A 19,936-nucleotide genomic window follows, 5' to 3' on the forward strand; every position below is an offset into this window, starting at 1 on the left:
ATGGAAGAGCGTCGTTGAAAGCAGCCCCGACCTTGCCCCGCTTTTTCAATCGCCATCGCTCGCCGTTTTCGCTTCGCCGGGGACGCAGTGGCTCCCGATAGCGCGGCACGGCTGCGTGATCGGTTCGCTCCACACGGCGGGATCCGCCGCGCTCGTCGACCGGATCGGTCCGATCTCGCCCGATGCACTCGGTGCTTGGCTGATCGAAAAGCATTGGGGCGACTATGTCGCGATCATGGCGCGTGATGCGCCTGGGTCCGGGAAGCGGCTTCACGCGGTCCGTGCGCCATCGGGCGGCCTGCACGCCTTCCGCACGCAACGCGATGGTCTTCTCTTTATCGCTTCGCACGTCGAGTTGCTTCACGGACTCGGGATTACGCGCACGACCATCGACTGGCACTTTGTGGCGGAGCATCTCGCATTTTCGCACCTCCACGCCCGTAGGACCGGGATCGCCGGTATCGAGGAAATCCTGCCGGGTGAGGAAGCCATCGACACCGCCACCGGTTCGATGAGCCGCCCGCTATGGTCTCCCTGGAACTTCACCGCCGCTGCGCGCCGTATCGACGATTTCGGCCTCGCCGCCGCACGGGTGCACGGCGCCATTCTGCTGTCGGTCGCAGCGCATGTCGCGCCCGAAGCACATGTGGCTCTCGAGCTGTCGGGTGGTCTTGATTCGTCGGTCGTCGCCGCCGCGCTTTCCGCTGCCGGTCGTACGGCCGTAGCCGTCAACCTGGCAACGCCCGGAAGCGAAGGCGACGAGCGCCTCTATGCGCGTGCGGTGAGCGCGTCGACCGGCATTCCGTTGATCGAGATCGTGACCGAGGGCGAGATTGATTTGACTCATGTCGTGCCGCGGATCGAGGCGCGCACGGGAATGCTCGCCATGTTGCGGCTCGCCGACCGGGCTTTTGCCGACGTGGGCCGCGAGCAGGGCGTGACGGCGTTCGTCAACGGTACGGGCGGGGATTGCGTTTTCTGCTCGCTCGGGACATCGGCACCCGCTGCGGACCGGCTTCGTACGTACGGTCCCGGGCTCGGCTTCATCAGAACGATCGCCGATATCGCGCGCGTCCACGACAGCAATATCTGGACAGTGGCGCGTCTGTCGTTTCGCGCTGCACGCCGCTCACGACCTTCGCCTGTCTGGCCGCGCAATCGGCAGTTCCTCGCCGACGAAGGCCTGCCGGACCAGCCGCCGCCGCACCATTGGCTGGACGAACCGCCGCATACGCCCGGCGGCGCCCGCGCGCATGTCCATGCCATCCTTGCATCCTATGCGCATCTCGATGGCTATGGCCGGCATGCGGTTGCGCCGTCACTGTTTCCGCTACTCGCGCAGCCGGTCGTGGAGGCCTGTCTGACCGTGCCTAGCTGGCTGTGGGTGGCCGGCGGCCGTGACCGCGCAGTGGCCCGAGCCGCCTTTTCGCCTGCGTTGCCAGCGATGGTCGCCGAACGACGTACGAAGGGCGCGATGGATGCGTTCTGCGCGCGGATATTCGAGGTCAATCGGGCCCGGCTCAAGCCTTTCCTGCTGGACGGGCTGATCGCCGACCGGGGCCTTCTGGACCGCGATGCGATCGAAGCCTATCTCGCGCGTCCGTTCGCCAAGCGCGATCAGACCTTCTATCATCTCCTGCCGGTCATCGACGCCGAGCTATGGGCCCGCGCGCTTATTGCCGCCAGCCCGTGACCGCCCGGCTTTCATCGCGATCCACCGCCGATATTGCCCGGCCTTGGCGGGGTCCGGATCGACATGATCCTGCAGCCAGAAGCGGAACCAGTCGAGGTTGCGGGCATAGACCGCCGCCTTGTGCCGGGGCTGATATTTGAGGTGGGTCTCGTCGGGAAAGGCCCAGAGCTCGACCGGCTTTCCCGCCTGCGCCAGCCGGGCCGCAAGTTCGACGTTGAAGCGAAATTCGCGTTCGGGAAGCTGCATGAGCAGGGGAGCGTCGAGCTTTTCCGTTTCCATCGACGGCGAAAGCATCTTCCAGCGCGCAGGATCGTCCTCGGGCCTGCCGATGCCCCAGGCTTGCCTGAGGAGCGGCGGGATCGGACTGCCGGGAAGGGCATTGAACCAGTAATAGGTCGGCGACAGCAAGGTATTGGCGATCGAGACGACGGATAGCAGATCGCTGTTCAGCGCCGTCCACATCGCGGTTTCACCACCGAAGCTCACGCCGCCCATGCCGACGCGCGAACGATCGACGATCCCGCGCGCCGCCAGCATCTCGACGACCGCGCTGACGCCTTCCTGGCCGATCCGATATTGTTCGGCCTGGTCGGCGATGCCCGCGCCCGTGGGAACGCGATTGATGCAGAGAACTGCAATCCCCGAGGCCGCGAGCTGCCGCATCGGAAACTCGTCGCCGACCCCGCCGCGCAGATAGCCATCGCAAAGATAATAGGTGACGAAGAGCGGGAGACCGCGCCGAGTGCCGGCGGGCAGCAACAACTGGCCGGTGAAGTGCCGACCCGATTGCGCAGCCCACTCGATGGGCTCGAAGCGCAAGGAACCCGGCTGAACGAGCGCATGATTGGGGTCCGCGAGCATCGTCGGGCGACCGCTCGCAAGATCGATGCGGACGAGCCGGGGCGGGTCGTTCGCGGCGGCGGCGACGCAATAGGCGGCGGAGTCGGTGACGGTGCAGGCACGCTCATCGCGCCCGCCGTTCCAGCGGCCTTCGCCGCCGCCGATCCGGCGCACCGCTCCGCTTGCAGGCGTCCACAAGTAGAGTGTCTGATCGGTCGCGGGGCTCGTCGTGGCCAAGAGGACGCCGTCACGCTGACCCTGCCAGCCGATCTTGCTGATCCGCTGCCGACAGGCCGGCTGCGCGCACGCGATCGTGTCACCGTCGGCCCGGTGGACCAGCAGTCGAGACACGCCGCCATCGACGACAGCACGGGCATCGCCGCGCCAGTCTCCAGATCTCGCTTCGGCGGTGATCGCCTCCCCGGCCGCCGTCGCGGGCGAGACAGGCGGGTCCGCAAGCAAGGCGATCTCCACCGGCGTCGCATCCCGGACCTGCCGGGTTGCGAGATCGAGGACGCGATATTCGAGCGGCGCATCCGACAGCAGATGCCCTGCGGAAAACCAGCGTCCGGACAGGCGGTCGGTGGCGCGCCGCCCTTCGATCCGTGCGCCGCGATGGAGCGGCCGCGCGGGATCGACCCGCGCGTCGATCAGCACGCCCTCGTCATATTCGCGTTGCTCGGCCGCCTCGATTGCCGCGCGCGTCGCGCCGGTCGCATAGACGAGAGTGCCAGGCTCCGGACCGAGTGCGAACCGCCGGATATTGGCGGCATCGCCGGTCAGCGCCGCGCTTGTCGAGCCGTCCGCCGCCGCGCGCCATATCTGCACCTCGCCGCCCGCGACCTTGCGGAAGAGAATCGCGCCTCCGTCCGCCGACCAGAGCGGCGGCTCCGAGGCGAGTTCGCCGTCGCGCCGCTCGCCCTCCCCGGCATCGGCGATCCGCCGCGGCGGCGCCGAGCCGTCCGCTGGCACGACATACCAGCCGAGGTCGAAATCATTCCTGGCGACCGACGCTCGTTCCAGCCGGAATGCGACCTGCCGGCCGTCCGGCGAGACCGCGATACTCGACAGATCCGCGACTTCGACGATTTCGCGGATCGTGGAAGCCGCCTCGATAGCGGCGGCGTTCTCGCCCGTCGGCGCGTGAGCGGCCGGACCGTCTGCGGTCGCCCCGGCCGCGAGCAGCGCGAGCACGGGAAGCAGGCCGCCTACCATGTCTTCACCAGCTGCAGCGCAACGAGACGGCCGACGGGGCTCGCATTTTCGGGATCATAGCCCGAGGCAGAGAAGATATCGGCATTCTCCACATAGGGCGGCTTGCGGTCGAACAGGTTCGAGACGCTGAGCGATAACCGCGTGCCTCGCAGGAGGGCCCTGACGTCGTAGCCCAGCTGGAGGTCGACCGTGGTCCAGCTCGCGACCTTTGCCGAAGGGACCACCGTGGTATTGCGGTAGCCGTTCGTGAAGTTGACGAAGGCTGCCGAACTCCATGGGCCGTTCGACACCGCCAGCCGGCCGCGCAGGCGCAGGTCGACGGGGTTGCCGGTCGTCGCGACGACATCCTGGTCCGGAGCGGTCGGCGTGATCCGCTGGCGGATTCCGAATATCCAGGCGCCGCTCACCCCCGCCGAAACCTTCGTCTCGCCGGCTGCGCCGGTATAGCCAAGGTCGAAATCGATCCCGTTCATCCGAACCGAGGAAAGATTGAGCGTCCGCCCGTCGACGATCGCGCCGATCGCGTTCGCCGCGATACCGAATGGATTGCGGAAATTCTCGTCGCCATAATAGCGGGCGAGAAGCTCGGCGGAGGGATTGTCGGTAATGAGCGATCCATAGAGATCGCGGTTGCCGAGGAACGCCATATAGTCCGTACCGAGATTGGCGATCCGGTCGCGATAGCGGATATCGAAATAGCCGAGGTCGAGCCGGAGGCCCGGTAGCGCCGGTGGTGTATAGACGGCCCCCGCCGTCCAGGTAACCGCCTTCTCGGGACCGACGTCGGGATTGGAGCCGATCAGCGCCAGGACATTGGTGGTCCCGCTAGGCGAAGCCGGATCGGGCACCGGAAGGGGGATATAGGCTGCGGTTCCCCTGCCTGTCCGGATGTCGGCGAAGCTCGGGGCGCGGAAGGACCGACCCCAGTTGCTGCGCAAAGCAAAACCGCCACCAAGCTTCCATGTGGCACCGATCTTCGGATTGGCGGTCGTGCCGAAGTCGCTGTAACGCTCGATGCGGCCTGCGACCGAGAGGTCGAACGCCTCGACGAGCGGAATATGTTGCGCCGGGCCGACGAATGGGAGCGAAAGTTCGGCATAGGCTGCGCTGACGCTGCGCGAGATCGGAAAGCCTGCCGATCCGCCGCTGTCCGGTTCGGGCGAGAAATCGAAGTCGGTCGAGGTCGAGCCATAACGCTCCGAGCGGATTTCGCCGCCGATCGCGAGGCGCGCAAAGCCGCCAGGCAGAGCGAACAGCGGCCCGTCGAATTTCAGCGTTGCCGAGCGAACCCGCGAGACGCCCTCGCCTTCGCGATAGCCCCGAATGCGCTCGATCGTCGCGCGCGGCGTGAAGGACCCGTCGCCGAACAGATTATAGGCCGACGCCGGATCCGGATCGGCGAGCGCCTCTGCGAGATAATAGTAATTCGGAACATTGACCGTGAGGTCATTTTCGCGCTGGACCCCATAGGAGCCGCGCAGTTCGGCGCGCCAGCGCCCGAGGCTTGCCTCGAATCCGGCATTGGCGCTCCATGCCCGCACATGGGCCCGCCGTGTCTCGGGCCCGAGATCCTTTGTGAAATCGTAGTTGACCATGACCGGCTCGCCGGTCCCGGTCGGATCGACGTAGAAAGGATTGGTCACGGGGACGACCACATAGCCATAATTGTCGGGGGTCGTGCGCACCTCGCTGCGGCGGTCGGCATAGAAACCCTGCGCGGTGAAGCGAAGCCAGGGCGCGAGGTCCTGAGTGAGCGAGCCGAAGACAGCGTGACGCCGCTGGCGCGGCAGAATGTCGCTATCCGCCCGGCCGTCGGCAAGATTAGGCTTGCCCGCGAGGAGGTCGGCGGCTGTCAGCCGCGTTCCGTCCTGGCCGCGCGGGATGGCGAAGATCGAGCCGTCGGCCGCGATTATCGTGCCGGGATTGGAGAAATTCTTGCGGTAATCGGGGCCGCCGAAGCGCCGCAGATCCTCGGTGGCATAATCGCGATCGGAGGCAGCGAGATTGCCGCGACGGTAATATTCATATCCAAGCGTGAGATGACCGTTCGACCAGCCCGTGCCGGCGATCTGGCCGAACTGCCACTCCTCGAAACCGTCCGCGGCACCGAAGCGCGCGCGGGTTTCCGCGCCCTCGAAATCATTGCGCAGGCGGACATTGACCACGCCCGCGACCGCATCGGAACCGTAGATCGCCGAAGCCCCGTCGGCGAGCACTTCGACCCGGTCGATCACCGATGCCGGGATCAGCGACAGATCGACGAACATGCCCGACACGCCCCCGAGCGCGACCCGGTTGCCATCGATCAGCGTCAGCGTCGACGTCGTCCCGAGCCCGCGTAGGTTGACGCTCGAGCCGAAGCCGAGATTGGCATTGCTGTTGTTGCGGATCGTGAAGCCGATCGTGCCTTCGTTGAGCCCGCCGCCGAAATTCTGGGGCAGGGCCTGGACGATCTGCTGGGTGGTTGCATAGCCGCTCTGTTCGATCGCCTCGCGATCGATCGTGACGATGCGGGCGCCAGCCGGCGCGGTCCCGCGGATGCGGCTACCGGTGACGACGATATCGTCTTCCGCCGCGATATCTCTATCGTCCGATGCCGCCTCGGCGCGCCGGATCGAAAGCCCCCGCCCCGCGGGAACAGCGACGAGACCGCTGCCCCGCAGCAGTTCGGCGACCGCCTCCTCGAACCCGAAGCGACCCTCGATCGCCGGCGAGGTGCGCCCGTCGACAAGGTCCGACGAAACACTGATATTGCGTCCGTATCGTGCCCCGATCGCGCGAAGCGCCGCCCCAAGGGGCTGCTCGGCGAGGCTGAGTTGCTGCTTCCCCTCACCCTGCGCCTTTGCCGTCGCCGGCGCCAGCACCGCGGCCGTGCCCATCAGAACGCAGAATAAATCCCCATGTCGCATTGTCGTCTCCCGATCGAGCGGGCACCTTCCGTGCCACCTTTCGACCGCCAAGACGCTGGCCGCGAAATAAACCCTGTGACTTTTTACGTCCCCCTGTCGCGCGAGACCCGCGACGGCGGAGCGCGCAGCACGAGACTGCCGCCCGCGGCCTCCACGACCTCGAGACCGAAACTCGCGGCCAGCGACGCCGCGAAGCCTCGCGGATCGTCGCGGCGGAACGTCCCCGATACCCGAGGCGCCTCCAGTCCGGGCCCTTCGACGCGGACGCTTGCACCGCTTTCCCGGTTGAAGCGCGCAACCGCGTCGGCGAGACGGACGCCATCGAAGCCGATCATCGGGTCTGGCCAGGAGAGGAGCCCCGCGCTTGTCGGTGAGGGATTGCCCACCGTGCCCCGCGTGACGAGCAGCTGCTCACCGGGAGACAGATATCTGGTCCCGTCGGACCCGGAAATCCCGCGAGGACCGCCGCGAACCTCCACCGATCCCTCGATCAGCGCGACACGCACCGCGGCATTCTCGAACGCAACGTCGAACCGCGTGCCATGGGCGATCACGCGTCCTTCGCCGGCATCGACGATGAACGGCCTTGCCCGGTCGTGCGCGACATCGAACCGTGCGCGTCCGCGCAGGAGAACAAGTCGCCGCTCGCTGGCGGTCATGCGTTCCTCGACCGCGGCGCCGCTGTCGAGCGTCACCCAGGACCCGTCGCGAAGGCGAAGCGTCCGGATCCTTTCACCTGCCGAAATCACCTCCGCAGCAACCTGCGACGCGCCGGGCTTTCCGGCCCGGGAACCCGCGATCCATTCCATCTGGTTGGCGAGCAAGCCGGCTGAAAGCAGGGTCAGCAGCGCGGCACAGGCGGCGATGACCGCCCCCGACGGCAAGCGGGGGCGTGCGCGCGACAGATCGCGCGCCCTTGCCACCGGCCGGTTGGCGAGGAACAAGCTCTCGTTCCATGTTCTCTCGAGCCGCGCATAGGCCTCGGCGTGGGCAGGGTCGGCGCGCCACGCCTCGAAGGCCGCACGCTCGGTATCGGCCGCCGGCCCCCGCATGACGGCAAACCACTCCGCCGCGCTCCGCGCCCCGCTGTCCGGAGAATCGGCGATCATGGATTCTCGGCAGCGCGTGCAAGATGGGCAATGGCGCGAGTCATGTGCATTTCGACCGTCTTGATACTGAGCCCCGTGCGGGCGGCAATTTCAGCATAGCTATAGCCGTCGATCCGGTGCGCGAGGAAAATTTCGCGGGTCCGGGGCTTGAGACGGGTAAGAGCGGCTTCAAGCCGGCGCAGCCGGTCCCGCGCCTCGAGAAGCGCCAGGGGGTCGGGCGCCCTGAGCGCCGCCTCTCCGTCAGGGATGTGACACGCCGCCGAGCGCCGCTGGTCCTGCCGCGCGGTATCGCGCAGCATGTTACCGGTCGCGCGCCTCAGATAGGCGGCCGGCGCGACAATTCCCTGCTGCTCCCGCTCGCTGAGCCCGGCGAGCCGGCAGAATACGCGCTGGACCAGGTCATGGGCCTCGTCGCCGCGACCGCGGCGGCGAAGGAGACGCACCAGCCCCTCGTGATGCGCGCGATAGAGGCGCTCGATCAACGGAGCGCGCCCGCGCGGGCGCGCGTCGTCGGGCGGCAGAGGGTCGCCCTCGCCGAGCGACGCGATCTTCTCGACCGAGGGTGCGGGTTTCAATTGCACGCAGACACCGCCCGGCGAGGCGCGCAGTCCCCACAGCATGGGCACGCGGCGGGCGCGACAGGATAGCCCGGAACCATGGGCTTTTCTCCGGAAGGGAGGCCAACCGGGCACGCCGGTTGTCAGATTCCGCCCCGGAACATGCGCTGCCGCCTTTAACCGCTTGCGCGGCCTGGACATTCGCGGCTGCGACCCGGATACAAGCTGTTCCGGCCCAATTTCCCGTATGCGCGGCAATCTCGCCTCGCACGCCGCATTAGCGGCGCGCACCCGAATCATAGCTTCGCGACTTCAATATTCAAGCAGTTGGGGATGGAGCGAAAACCGGGTGAAGGAAACATGCTTGAGCATGTGCCGGGACCTTTAGCCCATCGCAAGGACCTGGACATGCGCCCCGGCCACCCGGTCGTTCGCGCCGCAACGGTCCGTGTCGAAACGGCGAAACCCGCGAGCCTGCGCCGATGCCTGGCGGAGCACCCGCCCGCCAGCGCAGGACATGATCATCGCGGCCACCCGGTAACGCGGCGATGAAGGGCTGATGTCACAGTGCAACAAAGGGTAACGACCGAGACGGTACGTCCTGCGGGATGGGCCCGGAACTCGGCCGGCGGCCGGTGCGGTCAGGGCCGCACCACGGGGCATCCAAGAGCCTCGAACGCTTCCTTCGAAGAATAGCGTCCCCGCGGCAGATAGTCGCCGAGCGCCGCGGGGTTGCCGGCAGCGCCGAGCGACTGGATCGACCGGCTGAAGGTCGGGGCGGGCAGCATGTGGCGATAGACGAGCGCGCCCGGGCCCGAGGGGGGCGCGGCGAGCCACGCGACACCGCACTCGCGAACGGCATTGCGCGGGCGCTTCGCAGGCGTGGTCACTGCAACGAGATAATTGCCGTGGCCGTCCAGGGGAACGAATTCGTCAACGGCGCAATCGATCACCGCCGTGGTCATCCGGCTCGTGCAGAAGGACCAGTAGCGAAGCTCGCCCTCGCCCATGACCGGGGCGCCGGCAAAGGTAGCGGGGACCGACGGCGCACGACCCTCGAACGCGAGGACCTCGCCATATTCCGGATCGAAAGCCGTGTAGATATAGGCGTTGTCGATATTCTCGCCGAGCCCGTCGGGCGTGAAGATCGCCCAGGCCAGCGGTTCCATCGTCTTGAAGCGGCTCGCGAGGAACGCGCCGAGCAGCTTGCCCAGGCGCTCGCCGCCGGCGGCGACGGCGGAAGGAGCACATGACGGAACGACATGCGTCCGTCCGTCGCGATCAACAATCTCGATCCCGGGCAACGCGATATCGTCGAATGCGACCCCGGCATCGGGTTGATAGACACGGAGCGTGAAGCGAACGGTCCCGCCTTCGCGCGGCTGGCCGGACGGTCTCGCATAAAGAGTGTTCGAGGCCGTCTTGTCGGCCGGGACCGCCGCGTCGACGATCGCGATGCTGAAGCGGCGATCGCCGGAGGATCGGAATGCGCCCGGCATAAACGGATTGACCGAACCGGGATCGGGACGAATAGCGGTATCGGCGAGGTGGTCGATCGTTCGGCGGCGCGCATCATAAGCGACGAGAGACATATAGCGCGCATGTGGAAAGTCACCTTGAAGGCGGATCGTCGCGCCGGGAGGCACGGCGATCTCGGTCGACCAGTAGGCCGCGGCGGCGTCGATGAAGAGAAGATTGCGCCCTCCCCCGCCGACCGAGAGTCGCGAGCCCCATGCGCAGGCCGGCTCGGCCGGAACGGCAGCGAAGGCCTTTGCGGTCGGGGCCGAGAGCGGCGCTGAAGCCACGGCGAGCGCGACAAGGCAGATAGAAAGGCATGCGGATACAGCACGTCCCATTGACCTTTCGCTCCGGCGAGACGCCTCGCCGCCCAAGATTTGCCTGCCCGGCACCAAGCGACGCGCGCCGACGGCCTTGCGCCGCTCCCGATGGCGCCGGGAGCGCGCTGCATGGCGCAGCCAGGGTATAAAAGCGCTTTCGAGACGCGTAGCCAGGTTCATCGGCTTCCCCTCGGGATAGAAGCCGATGTCTCTCCACTTGCCGCGTAACCGGAAGCCGACGCCATAGTATCATTTGGCAACGAAGCGTAACGGCCCCGGCCGAGATTCCTGCCGCGTCAGCCCACGATCATGACGAAACGCTCACGGTCCCGGGCGCGCGCTCATAGCCGGCGCAGGCCGAGACCGTTCCTCACCTCCTCCAGCGTCCCGGCCGCGATCTCCTCGCCCCTGCGACTGCCTGTCCGCAACATGTCGATGACCGCCGCGCTGTCGCGCGCCAGTTCCGCACGTCGCTCGCGGATCGGTCCGATCATAGCCTGCAGAACCCTTGTCAGCCGCTGCTTGAGCGCCATGTCGCCGAGGCCGCCGCGCCGATAATGCGCCTTGAGGTCGGCTACCGCGGCGCGGTCGGGATCGAACGCGTCGAGATAGGTGAAGACCACATTGCCTTCGACGCGGCCCGGGTCCGAGGCGCGGATATGGCCCGGATCGGTGTACATGCTCCGTACGGCCTCGGCGATGGCCTCGTCGCTCGCCGACAGGGGTATCGCGTTGCCGAGCGACTTGCTCATCTTCGCCTGGCCATCCGCCCCGGGCAGGCGCCCGACTTCCGGGATGAGCGCCTTCGCTTCGGGAACAAGCTGGCGGTCGGCCTGGCGATTGATGCGCCGGACGATTTCGTTGGTCTGTTCGATGAGCGGGGCCTGGTCTGCGCCCACGGGAACAAGCGTCGCCTTGAAAGCGGTGATGTCGGCCGCCTGCGCCGCGGGATAGCACAGAAAGCCCGCCGGGATGTCGCGTCCGAAGCCGCGCATCTGGATTTCGTCCTTGATCGTCGGATTGCGTTCGAGCCGCGCGACAGTGACGAAATTGAGATAGAGGAGCGTGAGCTCGGCCAGTGCCGGCATCGCCGACTGCAGACAGAGGGTCGAGACGTCGGGGTCGATGCCAACCGCGAGATAGTCGAGAGCAACCTCGACGATGTTCGGCGCGATCCTGCCGGGATCGCTCGCATTGTCCGTCAGGGCCTGGGTGTCGGCGATCAGCACAAACTGCCGATGACTGTGCTGCAGCGACACGCGCGCCAACAGCGACCCCGCATAATGGCCGAGGTGCAGCGGGCCGGTCGGGCGATCGCCGGTGAGGATGACGGGACGCGGACGGGACGACATGGCAATTCTCCTTGGAAGTGCCGCTGCCGTCGAGGGTGGAGAATAACCTGGCCGCCGATGGCAGCGGCAAGGTCATGATCAATGACGGGCCGCGCTCAGGGAGCGGGCCACCAGCACAGGGCGGGATTCGGGCATGCGAACGTCATGGCGGTCCGATAACGAATTGGTCGCGCCCCGCCAAGACTGCCGGGAGGGTTCAGAGATAGCGCAGCCACCAATATTGTCTTTCCGCTCTGAAGCGCGAGAATCGGGAACAGAGCGGATAAACCGCGGCGAGGACGGCGAGCCACACCGCATAGCTGCCCCAGAGTGGCAGGCCGAAATCGGCCGGGAAGGCTCCGCGAGGACCGCCGAACGAGGGATAAGGGAGAAAGGAGAATGATGCGGCCGGCGGACCGTAGATTGCGAACCAGAGCAAAGTCGCGAACAGGTGCGCGGCGAAGAAGTGCAGGATATAGAAGACGAGAGGGACGCGGCCAAGCGTGAGCAGGATGCTGCCGGGCCGGACCCGTGCGTGGCCGCCTTCGAACAGTCCGAGCAGCAGGAAGGCGAAACCGAGGGTCATCGCGAGGAACGCCGGCGAGGCGGGATATTTCGAGACGTTGAGAAACGACATGACGGTCCGGAGCGGATCGGGATCCGCTTGCCATGGAACGGGATCGCCATAGGCGTTGCCGACGCGCAGAAGCACGAATATCGTCAGCGCGGCGATGCCGAGAGCAAGGAGCGTGCGGAGCCGGATGCCTTGAGGCAGATGGAAGACCGGCGCCAGGGCAAAGCCCAGCGCCATGACGCCGGCCCAGGGGATCAGCGGATAGGGTGTTGCGACCACGGCGCTGCCGACAGGAAAGGCCCCGACCTGATGGAGAATGTTCCAGATGCCCGCGGCGGCTCCGAAGCTGCTCGCCTGTAGAGGGTCGAGCAGGGGGTGACAGAGGATCGCGGCGAGCGCGACGACGAGGATGGCCGGACGCGGCAACCAGGCGAGACCCGCGAGCGCGACCATCGAGAGCCCCAGCGACCAGAGGACGAGGAGCAGCACCGGCGCCGTGACGGGCCAGGCGAAATAATAGGCGAACTGCATGACACCGATTTCGAGCGCCATCAGCCAGAGGCCGCGCGTCACGAGGAAGCGCGACAGGGCGCGGCGATCGCCGTGTCGCTGCCACCATAGCCACGCCGCGAGGCCAGCCGCGAGGGCGAAAGCCGGCGCACAGATATGGGTGATCCAGCGCGTGAAGAAGACCGCGGCGGTTGTCGTCGCGAGGTCGGTCGGGCTGCCTTGCATGGCGCTACGGCTCGTGAAGTCGCGCACATGGTCGAGCGCCATCACGACCATCACGAGACCGCGAAGGAGATCGATCGATGCGACGCGTCCCGCGCCGCCCGGACGCTCGCCGGGAGGAGCAGGGTCAGCCGGCATCGGGTACCGGATCGCCGCACGCACCGCCGGGATCGAGGAGATAGCATCCCGCGCCCCATCGCACCTTGCCCTCCTCGAGGACGAGAACCTCGGAAACAAGGCCTCCCTTCTGGTTGCGATACTGGATAACCAGCGTCCCGACGCCCTCGAAAACGGCCTCGATCGTGAAGTGCAGATCCGGAATACGGCGGAGCCCCTCGGTCCAGTAGATCCGAAGCGCGGCCTTGCCCTCGATACGCCCCGATGTATCGGGAAGCATCGTCGTCGCGAGCGGCGAGGTGAACACGACGTCCTCGTGGAACAGCGCGAGCACCCCATCGAGATCGTGCGCGTTCCAGGCGGCGCACCATGAATGCGCGAACTCCAGAGCTGTCACGTTCCCTCCTCTCCCTTCGGACCTGCGCGCGCAGGCCGCTTTCGCCGGCAAGCGTGCTCATTATCATGACGAAGCGCGCCGATAAGACCAGCGAAGTTCGACCGCCCGATTCGACCGTTCGCCGCATTCATCGGTGCGGCATCGCCCGGCGCGTCCGAGGGGGGGGGGGGGGCCGACGCGCGGCACGAAGCATCCGGCGCGATACCGCAGCCGGCCGACAGGAGATGGACGTAATGACGAACGATCGTCTCAGGCAGCCTCGGACGCTTTGCTGCGCCCCGGCCGGGCGCTGCGGCATGGCGACGTTGAGGCGGCAGAGCGGCGGCGACAACGAGATGGCAGCCCTTCCCGGGCGACCCTTGCACGCAGGCCGGTCCGGTTCCCGGGCGGTGGAACCGCGCCGGGCGCGGCTCCCGGAGCGTGCGGCCTTGGTGATGACTGCCGTAGCGGCCTCGCTGCTTGCCGCCTGCTCGCCTCTTCCCCGGCCCGATGCGTCGGCCCCGGATATCGCGGCTCTTGCCGAAACGAACGATTGGCCCGCATTGATGGCAGCGCGCCGGACGGTTGCGGGGTCGAGCGCACAGCCCCTGCTCGAAACACGACTGGCAGCCGCGAGGCTGGACGAGACCGCGACCCGGCGCTGGGCAGACAATGTGCTGCGAACGGGTAGCGCCAGCGAGCGTAGCGCGGCCCTCTCCGCGCTCGCGGGAGTCGAGTTCGCCCGCGGCGGATACGCCCGCGCCGCGGCCACCGCCGACCGGTGGATCGCCAGTCTCGAAGAGGATGGCGCGAGCGACGGCCTCCTCGGCGCTCGCCAGCTTCGGTCGACGGCCCTGCTGCTCGCCAGCGCACCGCAGCAGCGGATCGATGCAGCGAAAGATGGCGCGGCGCCGCTATGGCGCGACAAGGTCGGGCTGGTCCGGGCGCCGGCGCAGATCGGCGACGTTCGGATCGAGGCGGTGCTCGATACGGGCGCTAACCTCTCGGTCATCCGGCGCTCGCTCGCAAAGCGGCTCGGAATACGGTTTATAGCCGGCACGGCGGCGGTCGGAAGCTCGACCGTCGAGAGCGTCGATATCGAGGTGGCGGTGGCCGACCGGATGGCGTTCGCCGGCGCGACGCTGCACGATGTTGCGTTCATCGTGCTCAACGACGATGCGCTCAGCTTTCCGGTGCCCGGCGGCTATGACATCGACGCGATCATCGGTTTTCCCGTTTTCCTCGCGCTCGAGCGGATCGCGTTCCGCCCCGACAGGTTCGAGTGGGGGAACAGCCTGCCCGCCAGCGGAAGTATCCCCTTGTTCGCAAACGGCAGCGATCTCTATATCGAGACGCTTGTCGATGGCCGCCCGGTCGCCCTCCATCTCGACACCGGCGCCGCCCGCACCGAGCTCACGGCCTGGTTCGCACGGCGCTTTTCCGCATATCGCGCGAACGCTCTCGCGGAGCGATCGGTGTCGGGCGCGGGCGGGACGGCGGTCGGCACGGTTGCCAAGGTGCCGGCGCTCGAGGTCCGTATCGGCGACTGGGCAGCGTGCGCACGCGACGTCGATCTGGCACTCGGCGACCCGACCGGAATAGCCGACCATCATCTCGGGCGGCTCGGGCAGGATATCGTCGGGCAGGCGGGCTGGTTCCGTCTTGATCTCGGGCAGATGCGCGCCGATATCGGAGGAGATCGCGATGGCGCCCGGCGCATCGCTCGCCGCGGGTGCCGAACAGCGGCCCCGGACGGCAGCAATTACCCGTCTGGATCGCCGATGCCGGAAAGATGATCAGGACCCCGATTCGCAGACCAATGGCGCGCTTCCGGATATGCGCCGGCGGTCCGCAGCACAGCTCACTCAGATAGGAAGGCTCATATGGACTTGCATCTCTGGTTCACTTTCGCAGCTGCTTCGCTCGTGATGGCGCTCATTCCGGGCCCGGGCGTCGCGAGCATCATCGGCTTTGCTTTCAGTTCGGGGCGCGCGACGGCGCTTGCGTCGGTGGCGGGCATGGCGGTCGGCAACGCGCTCGCCATCTCGGTTTCGCTCGCGGGCGCGGGGGCGGTGCTGGGCGCGTCGGCGACCGCCTTCGCGATTCTCAAATGGGCCGGCGCGCTTTACCTGATCGTGATCGGCCTCCTCGCCATCGTGAGGAGTGGCGGCGGAGGCGACGAACGGCCCGGATCGCGCCCGATCAGCCCGCGCGCGGCCTTCATGACCAATATCGCTGTCGGCACCTTTCACCCGAAGACGATCCTGTTCTTCATGGCCTTCGCCGCGCAATTCATCCGCGCCGACCAGCCCTATCTGCCGCAGGCCGCGCTGCTCGCCGTCACCTTCACGGCGATCGCCGCGACAACCGACACGCTCTATGCGCTGACCGCGTCCACGGCGTCGGGATTCATCCGGCGCGACGGCGTCAGGAAATGGTGCCAGCGCGCGGGCGGCGCGGCGGTGATGTCCGCAGGCGTTGCGATGGCAGCGATGAAACGATGAACGATGGCGCGGGCGCAATGCCAAGACGCTGCGCGCGCCTCGCCGGAAAGATCGACAGATGAAAATCCCGGTCTGGGCGGAAGAATATGGCAAGCATGCGGCCCTGAACTTCGGGCAGGCGTTGCACGGGCTGCGGCACATCGCGCCGCATCCCCGCATCGATTGGACTCAGGGCAAAACTGGTCGCGAACGACCTGCTGTTCGCCATGCTGCCTCCGCGCTGGCATCACAGCAGCGAAGAGCTGCAGGCATTTCGGACACTCCCGCTCGCGCGCTGGTTCCTCGCGGGACTTGCGCCTTATCGTCTCGACGAAAAAGGCGAGCTTCTCCCGGCGGAACAGGTTCGCCGCGAACCCCGCTGGGATCCGCGCTGCGATGACGACTGAGAGCTTCTGCACCGCGTGACGGGCGGAATATGCTGAGCTTGAGCGGACGCCGGTGACTAGCCGGGCGTTCGGACGGCGGTGTACTGAACCGCAGCAATCAGCCATGATCCGGCGCTGCGCCGCAGAAAATAGCTCGTCCGCAACAGGCGCTGTTTCCCGTCGACCTCGGACGTGAGCGTCGCGATCACCAGCGCCGTCGCCGCCCATTCGCGTTCCTGTTCTACCGACAGCTTCACCATGTACGGCCGCACCGCGGGATCGGAAAAGAAGCCGATTACGTCGCGGCGCGCATCGATCGCACCGAGCGGCGATATTTCGACATAGTCGTCGGCCATCAGTGCGGTCATCCGCGCCGTATCGAGCCGGCCCTGCGCCTCGACAAACGCGGCGACGACCCCAGCCGGCGATTGCTCGCGCGCCGGCTGCGTCGAAGGCGAGGCCGGGTCGGCGCCGAAAGCAGGCGCCGCGACGAAACCAAGCGCCGGCGACAGCGCGAGCGCGCTGCCTAGTGCGAGGACGCTGCGCCTTGTTCCATGACGTTGTAACGAACCGATCGCGGGCAAACGCATAACGTCCCTCCATAGCTTGTCCGCCACCGTTGCCGCAGCGCGACAAGGGCGGAAGCAAGTTGCGGCGGAGGGGCGGATCGTCCTGCCGAACGGCCTCTCCCCCTGTTTTGCGCGCATTCATTTTGGGGCAGGAGACGGTGCATGTCTTCTCGCGCGACGTTCCCTGGCCTGTCTCTTGACGACCCATCGCGTGCCATGCATCATTTCACCATATGGTTTATAACCAGTTGGAGAAATTATGGCAGCGCGAGATCAGGTCAGTCAGGTTTTTCATGCGCTGTCCGACCCGACCCGGCGGCACATATTGGAGCGGCTGGCAGACGGACCGCTGCCCGCGGGGCAGCTCGCCCGCGCTTACCGGATGAGCCCCGCGGCAGTTTCGAAGCATCTCAAGGTTCTCGAAGATGCCGGACTGATCCGCCAGGAACGCCATTCGCAGTGGCGACCGCGATGGCTCGACGCCGCGCCGCTCGAACCGGCGGCGGCGTGGTTCGACGCCTATCGCCGCTTCTGGGATCGCAGCTTCGACAGCCTGGCGGCCCATCTGGGCGAGACGGCAGCCTGGCAGCCACCTGCCGTTCCGGACACCACGGGATCAGATGATAGCGAAATGCCGGAAGAAGGAGACAGGCAATGACGTCGGACTGTGACCCGGTGGACGCGCGATCGATCAGGATGGAGCGGGTCTTCGCGGCGTCGGCGCAGGACCTGTGGTCCGCGCTCACCGATCCTGCCCGGGTGGCACTCTGGTATGGCGGTGACGGCTTTGCAAATCCCCATTGCGAGATGGACGTGCGGGTCGGCGGTATCTGGTCGCACGTCATGCGAACCCCGGACGGAACCGAGCATTCGCTGCGCTTCCGCTTCACCCGCGTCGAGCCGCCGCACATCCTCGCCTGGCAGGACGCCGCAGACAGCAGCGGCCCACTCAACCTCGTGCGCCTCGAAGAGACGCCGGGCGGAACGCTGCTCCGCTTCGAAGCGCTCTTTCCGAGCTCCGGGGACCGGGAAGCCGCCGAAGAGTTCGGCTTCGCCTTCATACTGGAGCAGGGCTTCGCGCGGATGGCAGGCGTTCTCGGCGAGCCGGAGAATGTCCGGTGACCGCGACACTTCCATATCCCGCCAATGTGTTCGTCCAGATGCTGCAGGCGCTGGACCATATCCTCGACACCGCGCGCACATCGCCCTCGGGACCGCCCGGGGCGAGAATCGTGCATGCAAGGCTCGCACCGGACATGTTCGATCTCTCGCAGCATGTCGAACTGACCTGCCGGCACGCGCTCGAGGCGGAAGCGCGGTTGGCCGGCCGACCCGACGCGGTGTCGATCGACCTGGAGGGAGAAACGCTCGAGGCGCTGCAGGCGTTGATCCGCCGCACCATCGACCGGCTCCGCGATCGGGCGCCGGGCGAGGCGACGCGGACGTTCGGGAGCGACGTCGAAGTGCATACGACCACGGGCCAGTTGTTCCGCATGTCGGGGAACGAAATGCTCGATGACTGGGCATTCCCGCAATTTTATTTCCATCTCGTCACCGCCTACGCGATCTTGCGCAATAACGGCGTCGGCCTCGGGATCCGCGACTATCTTGGCCATATGCGGCGACATCTCGTGTCCGGCGAGGACGCTTCGGGGGGCGCCCGGGCAGAGTCGTGACGCAGACAGCGCCGAGAATTTTCCCGGGCCGTGCGCCGGGGCAACGCCAGGGCGCGCCGGTGAGCAGGTCCCGGCCGGCTCCGCGTTCGCGTGCGAAAGGATACATTTCTTCACATTATGATACGCCGTGTTCGTCTCCCGGTGGCGGTTTCGCGGGATCGGCCACGTCATGACCAGATCGATGACAGCCGGCCGAGCCGCAGCCTTCGCCCTCTCCTTTCTTGCCCTCCCCGGAGCGAAGGCTGCCGCAGACGGCGGCGGCGCCTATGGCCCCGGCTGGTCGGCGGTGCACGCCGACGCAGCGAATACCGACTATCACCAGGGCGAGGGTCCCGGCGAACTGAAGCTTGCCTGGTCGCGGTCGTTCGGCGGCATGATCAACCTCGGCCCGACCGCCGACGCTGCGGGCCGAATCTATTTCACCTCGAGCGGCTCGGGATGCCGCCTCCATGCTCTCGACGGCGCGACCGGAAAGACGCTCTGGTGCTCCGACGTGGTCGACAAGCTGGCGGTCGCCTCTTCGCCGCTGCTCGACCGCGACGGCAACCTCTTCGTCGCCGACGGCAAGGCGATGCGCTCGTTCAGCCCGGCTGGCGAACTCCGATGGACGACGCCGATCATCGGGGTACCGCTGTCGGCACAGTTCACGCCGCATGGGGATGTCGTGTTCATCACCAATGTCGGGGTGATCTACATCCTCGATCGACAGTCCGGCCGTGCCGTCATGGAGCCCCACGCGCTCGTTCCCAACCCGAGGTTCGATCCATCGAAGGGGGCGATGGCGTGCATGCGCGGACTTCCCGAATGCCCGAGCGCGAACACGCCGGCGGTCGACATGGCCACGGGCCGGATTTTCTTCACCTTCTGGGCCCCCGGCGCGCCGCGCGCCGGCATCAGGGCGATGCGCATCACGGGCGGTTCGTCGCCAACGCTGGTCGAGGAGTGGGTGAACGAGAGCCTGCCCGGCGGAAGCGCGGCGAGCCCGGACATCTCGGCCGACGGCAAGCGCCTTTACCTGACCGACAATGAGGGCGGTCTCCATGCGCTCGATGCGGCGACCGGGAATATCCTGTGGAGCCTTCCCATCGGCTATGCCGCGGGCGGCAGCGTCTCGACGTCACCCGAAGGGCTGATCATTCCCGCCGGCGGCGCAAAGGCGGCCTTGATGGCGCTCCGCGATGCGGGCGACCACGCCGAAACCGTGTGGCGGAAGGCGGACGTCAACAATTTCGGCGTCGCGACGCAGGCTGGCGGGTTCAAGGCCTATCCGACCGCGTCGCTCGGGCACGGCCGCGCCGAACTGCTGACCATCGACACGCGCACGGGTGCGATACTCGACCGCGATGCAATCCCGGGCAAGCCGATCTTCACCGTGGGCACCACCCTCGGACCTGACGGAACAGTCTATGTGGCGACGATCCTTGGCGAGATGCACGCCTATGCGGGCCCGCGGCGAAAAGCCGCGCGCGGCGCTGAGGCCGGCGGAGACCATGGTTCGCCCAAAGCAATTCCATAGCTCCACGCTCGAACT

16 protein-coding genes are annotated in these 19,936 nt (G+C 67.0%); 7 read left to right on the forward strand and 9 right to left on the reverse strand.

What is annotated here, in order from left to right:
• Window positions 1–115 precede the first annotated feature (115 nt).
• A complete protein-coding gene (locus HDC35_RS13430) occupies window positions 116–1,693 on the forward strand; it encodes an asparagine synthase-related protein (RefSeq protein WP_184647619.1) in 1,578 nt (525 codons plus the stop codon).
• Here the strand turns inward: HDC35_RS13430 and HDC35_RS13435 are convergent.
• The 8 genes from HDC35_RS13435 to HDC35_RS13470 all read right to left on the reverse strand — a co-directional run bounded on the left by HDC35_RS13435 (window position 1,658) and on the right by HDC35_RS13470 (window position 13,312).
• Entirely contained in the window at window positions 1,658–3,748 is a 2,091-nt protein-coding gene (locus HDC35_RS13435; protein WP_184647621.1) for an Atxe2 family lasso peptide isopeptidase, read from the reverse strand. The two genes, HDC35_RS13430 and HDC35_RS13435, sit on opposite strands and share 36 nt — an antisense overlap.
• Window positions 3,742–6,657: a TonB-dependent receptor gene (locus HDC35_RS13440; protein ID WP_184647623.1), complete on the reverse strand. Its 2,916-nt coding sequence runs from the start codon at window positions 6,655–6,657 to the stop codon at window positions 3,742–3,744. The genes HDC35_RS13435 and HDC35_RS13440 overlap by 7 nt, the downstream gene beginning before the upstream one ends.
• An 83-nt stretch (window positions 6,658–6,740) precedes the next feature.
• A complete protein-coding gene (locus HDC35_RS13445; protein WP_184647625.1) occupies window positions 6,741–7,766 on the reverse strand; it encodes a FecR domain-containing protein in 1,026 nt (341 codons plus the stop codon).
• Window positions 7,763–8,347 (reverse strand): sigma-70 family RNA polymerase sigma factor, encoded by a 585-nt coding sequence (locus tag HDC35_RS13450; protein ID WP_311770773.1) that lies wholly within the window; start codon window positions 8,345–8,347, stop codon window positions 7,763–7,765. Before HDC35_RS13450 ends, HDC35_RS13445 begins: the two co-directional genes overlap by 4 nt.
• A gap of 617 nt (window positions 8,348–8,964) precedes the next feature.
• A complete protein-coding gene (locus HDC35_RS13455) occupies window positions 8,965–10,128 on the reverse strand; it encodes a hypothetical protein (protein WP_184647627.1) in 1,164 nt (387 codons plus the stop codon).
• Between the two features lie 374 nt (window positions 10,129–10,502).
• Window positions 10,503–11,513 (reverse strand): tryptophan--tRNA ligase, encoded by a 1,011-nt coding sequence (trpS, locus tag HDC35_RS13460; RefSeq protein WP_184647629.1) that lies wholly within the window; start codon window positions 11,511–11,513, stop codon window positions 10,503–10,505.
• A gap of 196 nt (window positions 11,514–11,709) precedes the next feature.
• Window positions 11,710–12,936, reverse strand: coding sequence for a DUF1624 domain-containing protein (locus tag HDC35_RS13465; RefSeq protein ID WP_184647631.1), 1,227 nt, complete (start codon window positions 12,934–12,936; stop codon window positions 11,710–11,712).
• Window positions 12,926–13,312 carry a nuclear transport factor 2 family protein gene (locus HDC35_RS13470; RefSeq protein WP_184647633.1) on the reverse strand — a complete coding sequence of 129 codons (387 nt, stop codon included), beginning with the start codon at window positions 13,310–13,312 and terminating at the stop codon, window positions 12,926–12,928. Before HDC35_RS13470 ends, HDC35_RS13465 begins: the two co-directional genes overlap by 11 nt.
• A gap of 434 nt (window positions 13,313–13,746) precedes the next feature.
• Between HDC35_RS13470 and HDC35_RS13475 the strand changes: the two genes are divergently transcribed.
• Complete coding sequence (locus HDC35_RS13475) at window positions 13,747–15,087, forward strand: pepsin/retropepsin-like aspartic protease family protein (RefSeq protein WP_184647635.1); 1,341 nt, start codon at window positions 13,747–13,749, stop codon at window positions 15,085–15,087.
• 87 nt (window positions 15,088–15,174) lie between these two features.
• A complete protein-coding gene (locus tag HDC35_RS13480) occupies window positions 15,175–15,795 on the forward strand; it encodes a LysE family translocator (protein WP_184647637.1) in 621 nt (206 codons plus the stop codon).
• Window positions 15,796–16,237: 442 nt separating this feature from the next.
• Here the strand turns inward: HDC35_RS13480 and HDC35_RS13485 are convergent, their stop codons facing one another.
• Window positions 16,238–16,750: a nuclear transport factor 2 family protein gene (locus tag HDC35_RS13485; protein ID WP_184647639.1), complete on the reverse strand. Its 513-nt coding sequence runs from the start codon at window positions 16,748–16,750 to the stop codon at window positions 16,238–16,240.
• 238 nt (window positions 16,751–16,988) lie between these two features.
• On the opposite strand from HDC35_RS13485, the gene HDC35_RS13490 reads away from it, so the two are divergent.
• From HDC35_RS13490 to HDC35_RS13505, 4 genes are all read left to right on the forward strand, one after another.
• Complete coding sequence (locus tag HDC35_RS13490) at window positions 16,989–17,387, forward strand: helix-turn-helix transcriptional regulator (RefSeq protein ID WP_184647641.1); 399 nt, start codon at window positions 16,989–16,991, stop codon at window positions 17,385–17,387.
• Window positions 17,384–17,851, forward strand: coding sequence for an SRPBCC domain-containing protein (locus HDC35_RS13495; RefSeq protein WP_184647643.1), 468 nt, complete (start codon window positions 17,384–17,386; stop codon window positions 17,849–17,851). Before HDC35_RS13490 ends, HDC35_RS13495 begins: the two co-directional genes overlap by 4 nt.
• Window positions 17,848–18,405, forward strand: coding sequence for a DUF1993 domain-containing protein (locus HDC35_RS13500; protein ID WP_184647645.1), 558 nt, complete (start codon window positions 17,848–17,850; stop codon window positions 18,403–18,405). Before HDC35_RS13495 ends, HDC35_RS13500 begins: the two co-directional genes overlap by 4 nt.
• 181 nt (window positions 18,406–18,586) lie before the next feature.
• Window positions 18,587–19,921, forward strand: a complete 1,335-nt coding sequence (locus HDC35_RS13505; RefSeq protein ID WP_184647647.1) for a PQQ-binding-like beta-propeller repeat protein — start codon at window positions 18,587–18,589, stop codon at window positions 19,919–19,921.
• Window positions 19,922–19,936 lie beyond the last annotated feature (15 nt).

Origin of the sequence: Sphingopyxis sp. JAI128 (assembly GCF_014207235.1) — a bacterium.
GTDB lineage: Bacteria > Pseudomonadota > Alphaproteobacteria > Sphingomonadales > Sphingomonadaceae > Sphingopyxis.

What these genes read in the sequence shown, in the direction of transcription:
- HDC35_RS13445 (WP_184647625.1), bottom strand. Translation starts at nt 7,766, where the DNA reads ATGATCGCCGATTCTCCGGACAGCGGGGCGCGGAGCGCGGCGGAGTGG.
- HDC35_RS13465 (WP_184647631.1), bottom strand. Translation starts at nt 12,936, where the DNA reads ATGCCGGCTGACCCTGCTCCTCCCGGCGAGCGTCCGGGCGGCGCGGGA.
- HDC35_RS13485 (WP_184647639.1), bottom strand. Translation starts at nt 16,750, where the DNA reads ATGCGTTTGCCCGCGATCGGTTCGTTACAACGTCATGGAACAAGGCGC.
- HDC35_RS13490 (WP_184647641.1), top strand. Translation starts at nt 16,989, where the DNA reads ATGGCAGCGCGAGATCAGGTCAGTCAGGTTTTTCATGCGCTGTCCGAC.
- HDC35_RS13505 (WP_184647647.1), top strand. Translation starts at nt 18,587, where the DNA reads ATGACAGCCGGCCGAGCCGCAGCCTTCGCCCTCTCCTTTCTTGCCCTC.
- HDC35_RS13495 (WP_184647643.1), top strand. Translation starts at nt 17,384, where the DNA reads ATGACGTCGGACTGTGACCCGGTGGACGCGCGATCGATCAGGATGGAG.
- HDC35_RS13480 (WP_184647637.1), top strand. Translation starts at nt 15,175, where the DNA reads ATGGACTTGCATCTCTGGTTCACTTTCGCAGCTGCTTCGCTCGTGATG.
- HDC35_RS13475 (WP_184647635.1), top strand. Translation starts at nt 13,747, where the DNA reads ATGACTGCCGTAGCGGCCTCGCTGCTTGCCGCCTGCTCGCCTCTTCCC.
- trpS (WP_184647629.1), bottom strand. Translation starts at nt 11,513, where the DNA reads ATGTCGTCCCGTCCGCGTCCCGTCATCCTCACCGGCGATCGCCCGACC.
- HDC35_RS13435 (WP_184647621.1), bottom strand. Translation starts at nt 3,748, where the DNA reads ATGGTAGGCGGCCTGCTTCCCGTGCTCGCGCTGCTCGCGGCCGGGGCG.
- HDC35_RS13440 (WP_184647623.1), bottom strand. Translation starts at nt 6,657, where the DNA reads ATGCGACATGGGGATTTATTCTGCGTTCTGATGGGCACGGCCGCGGTG.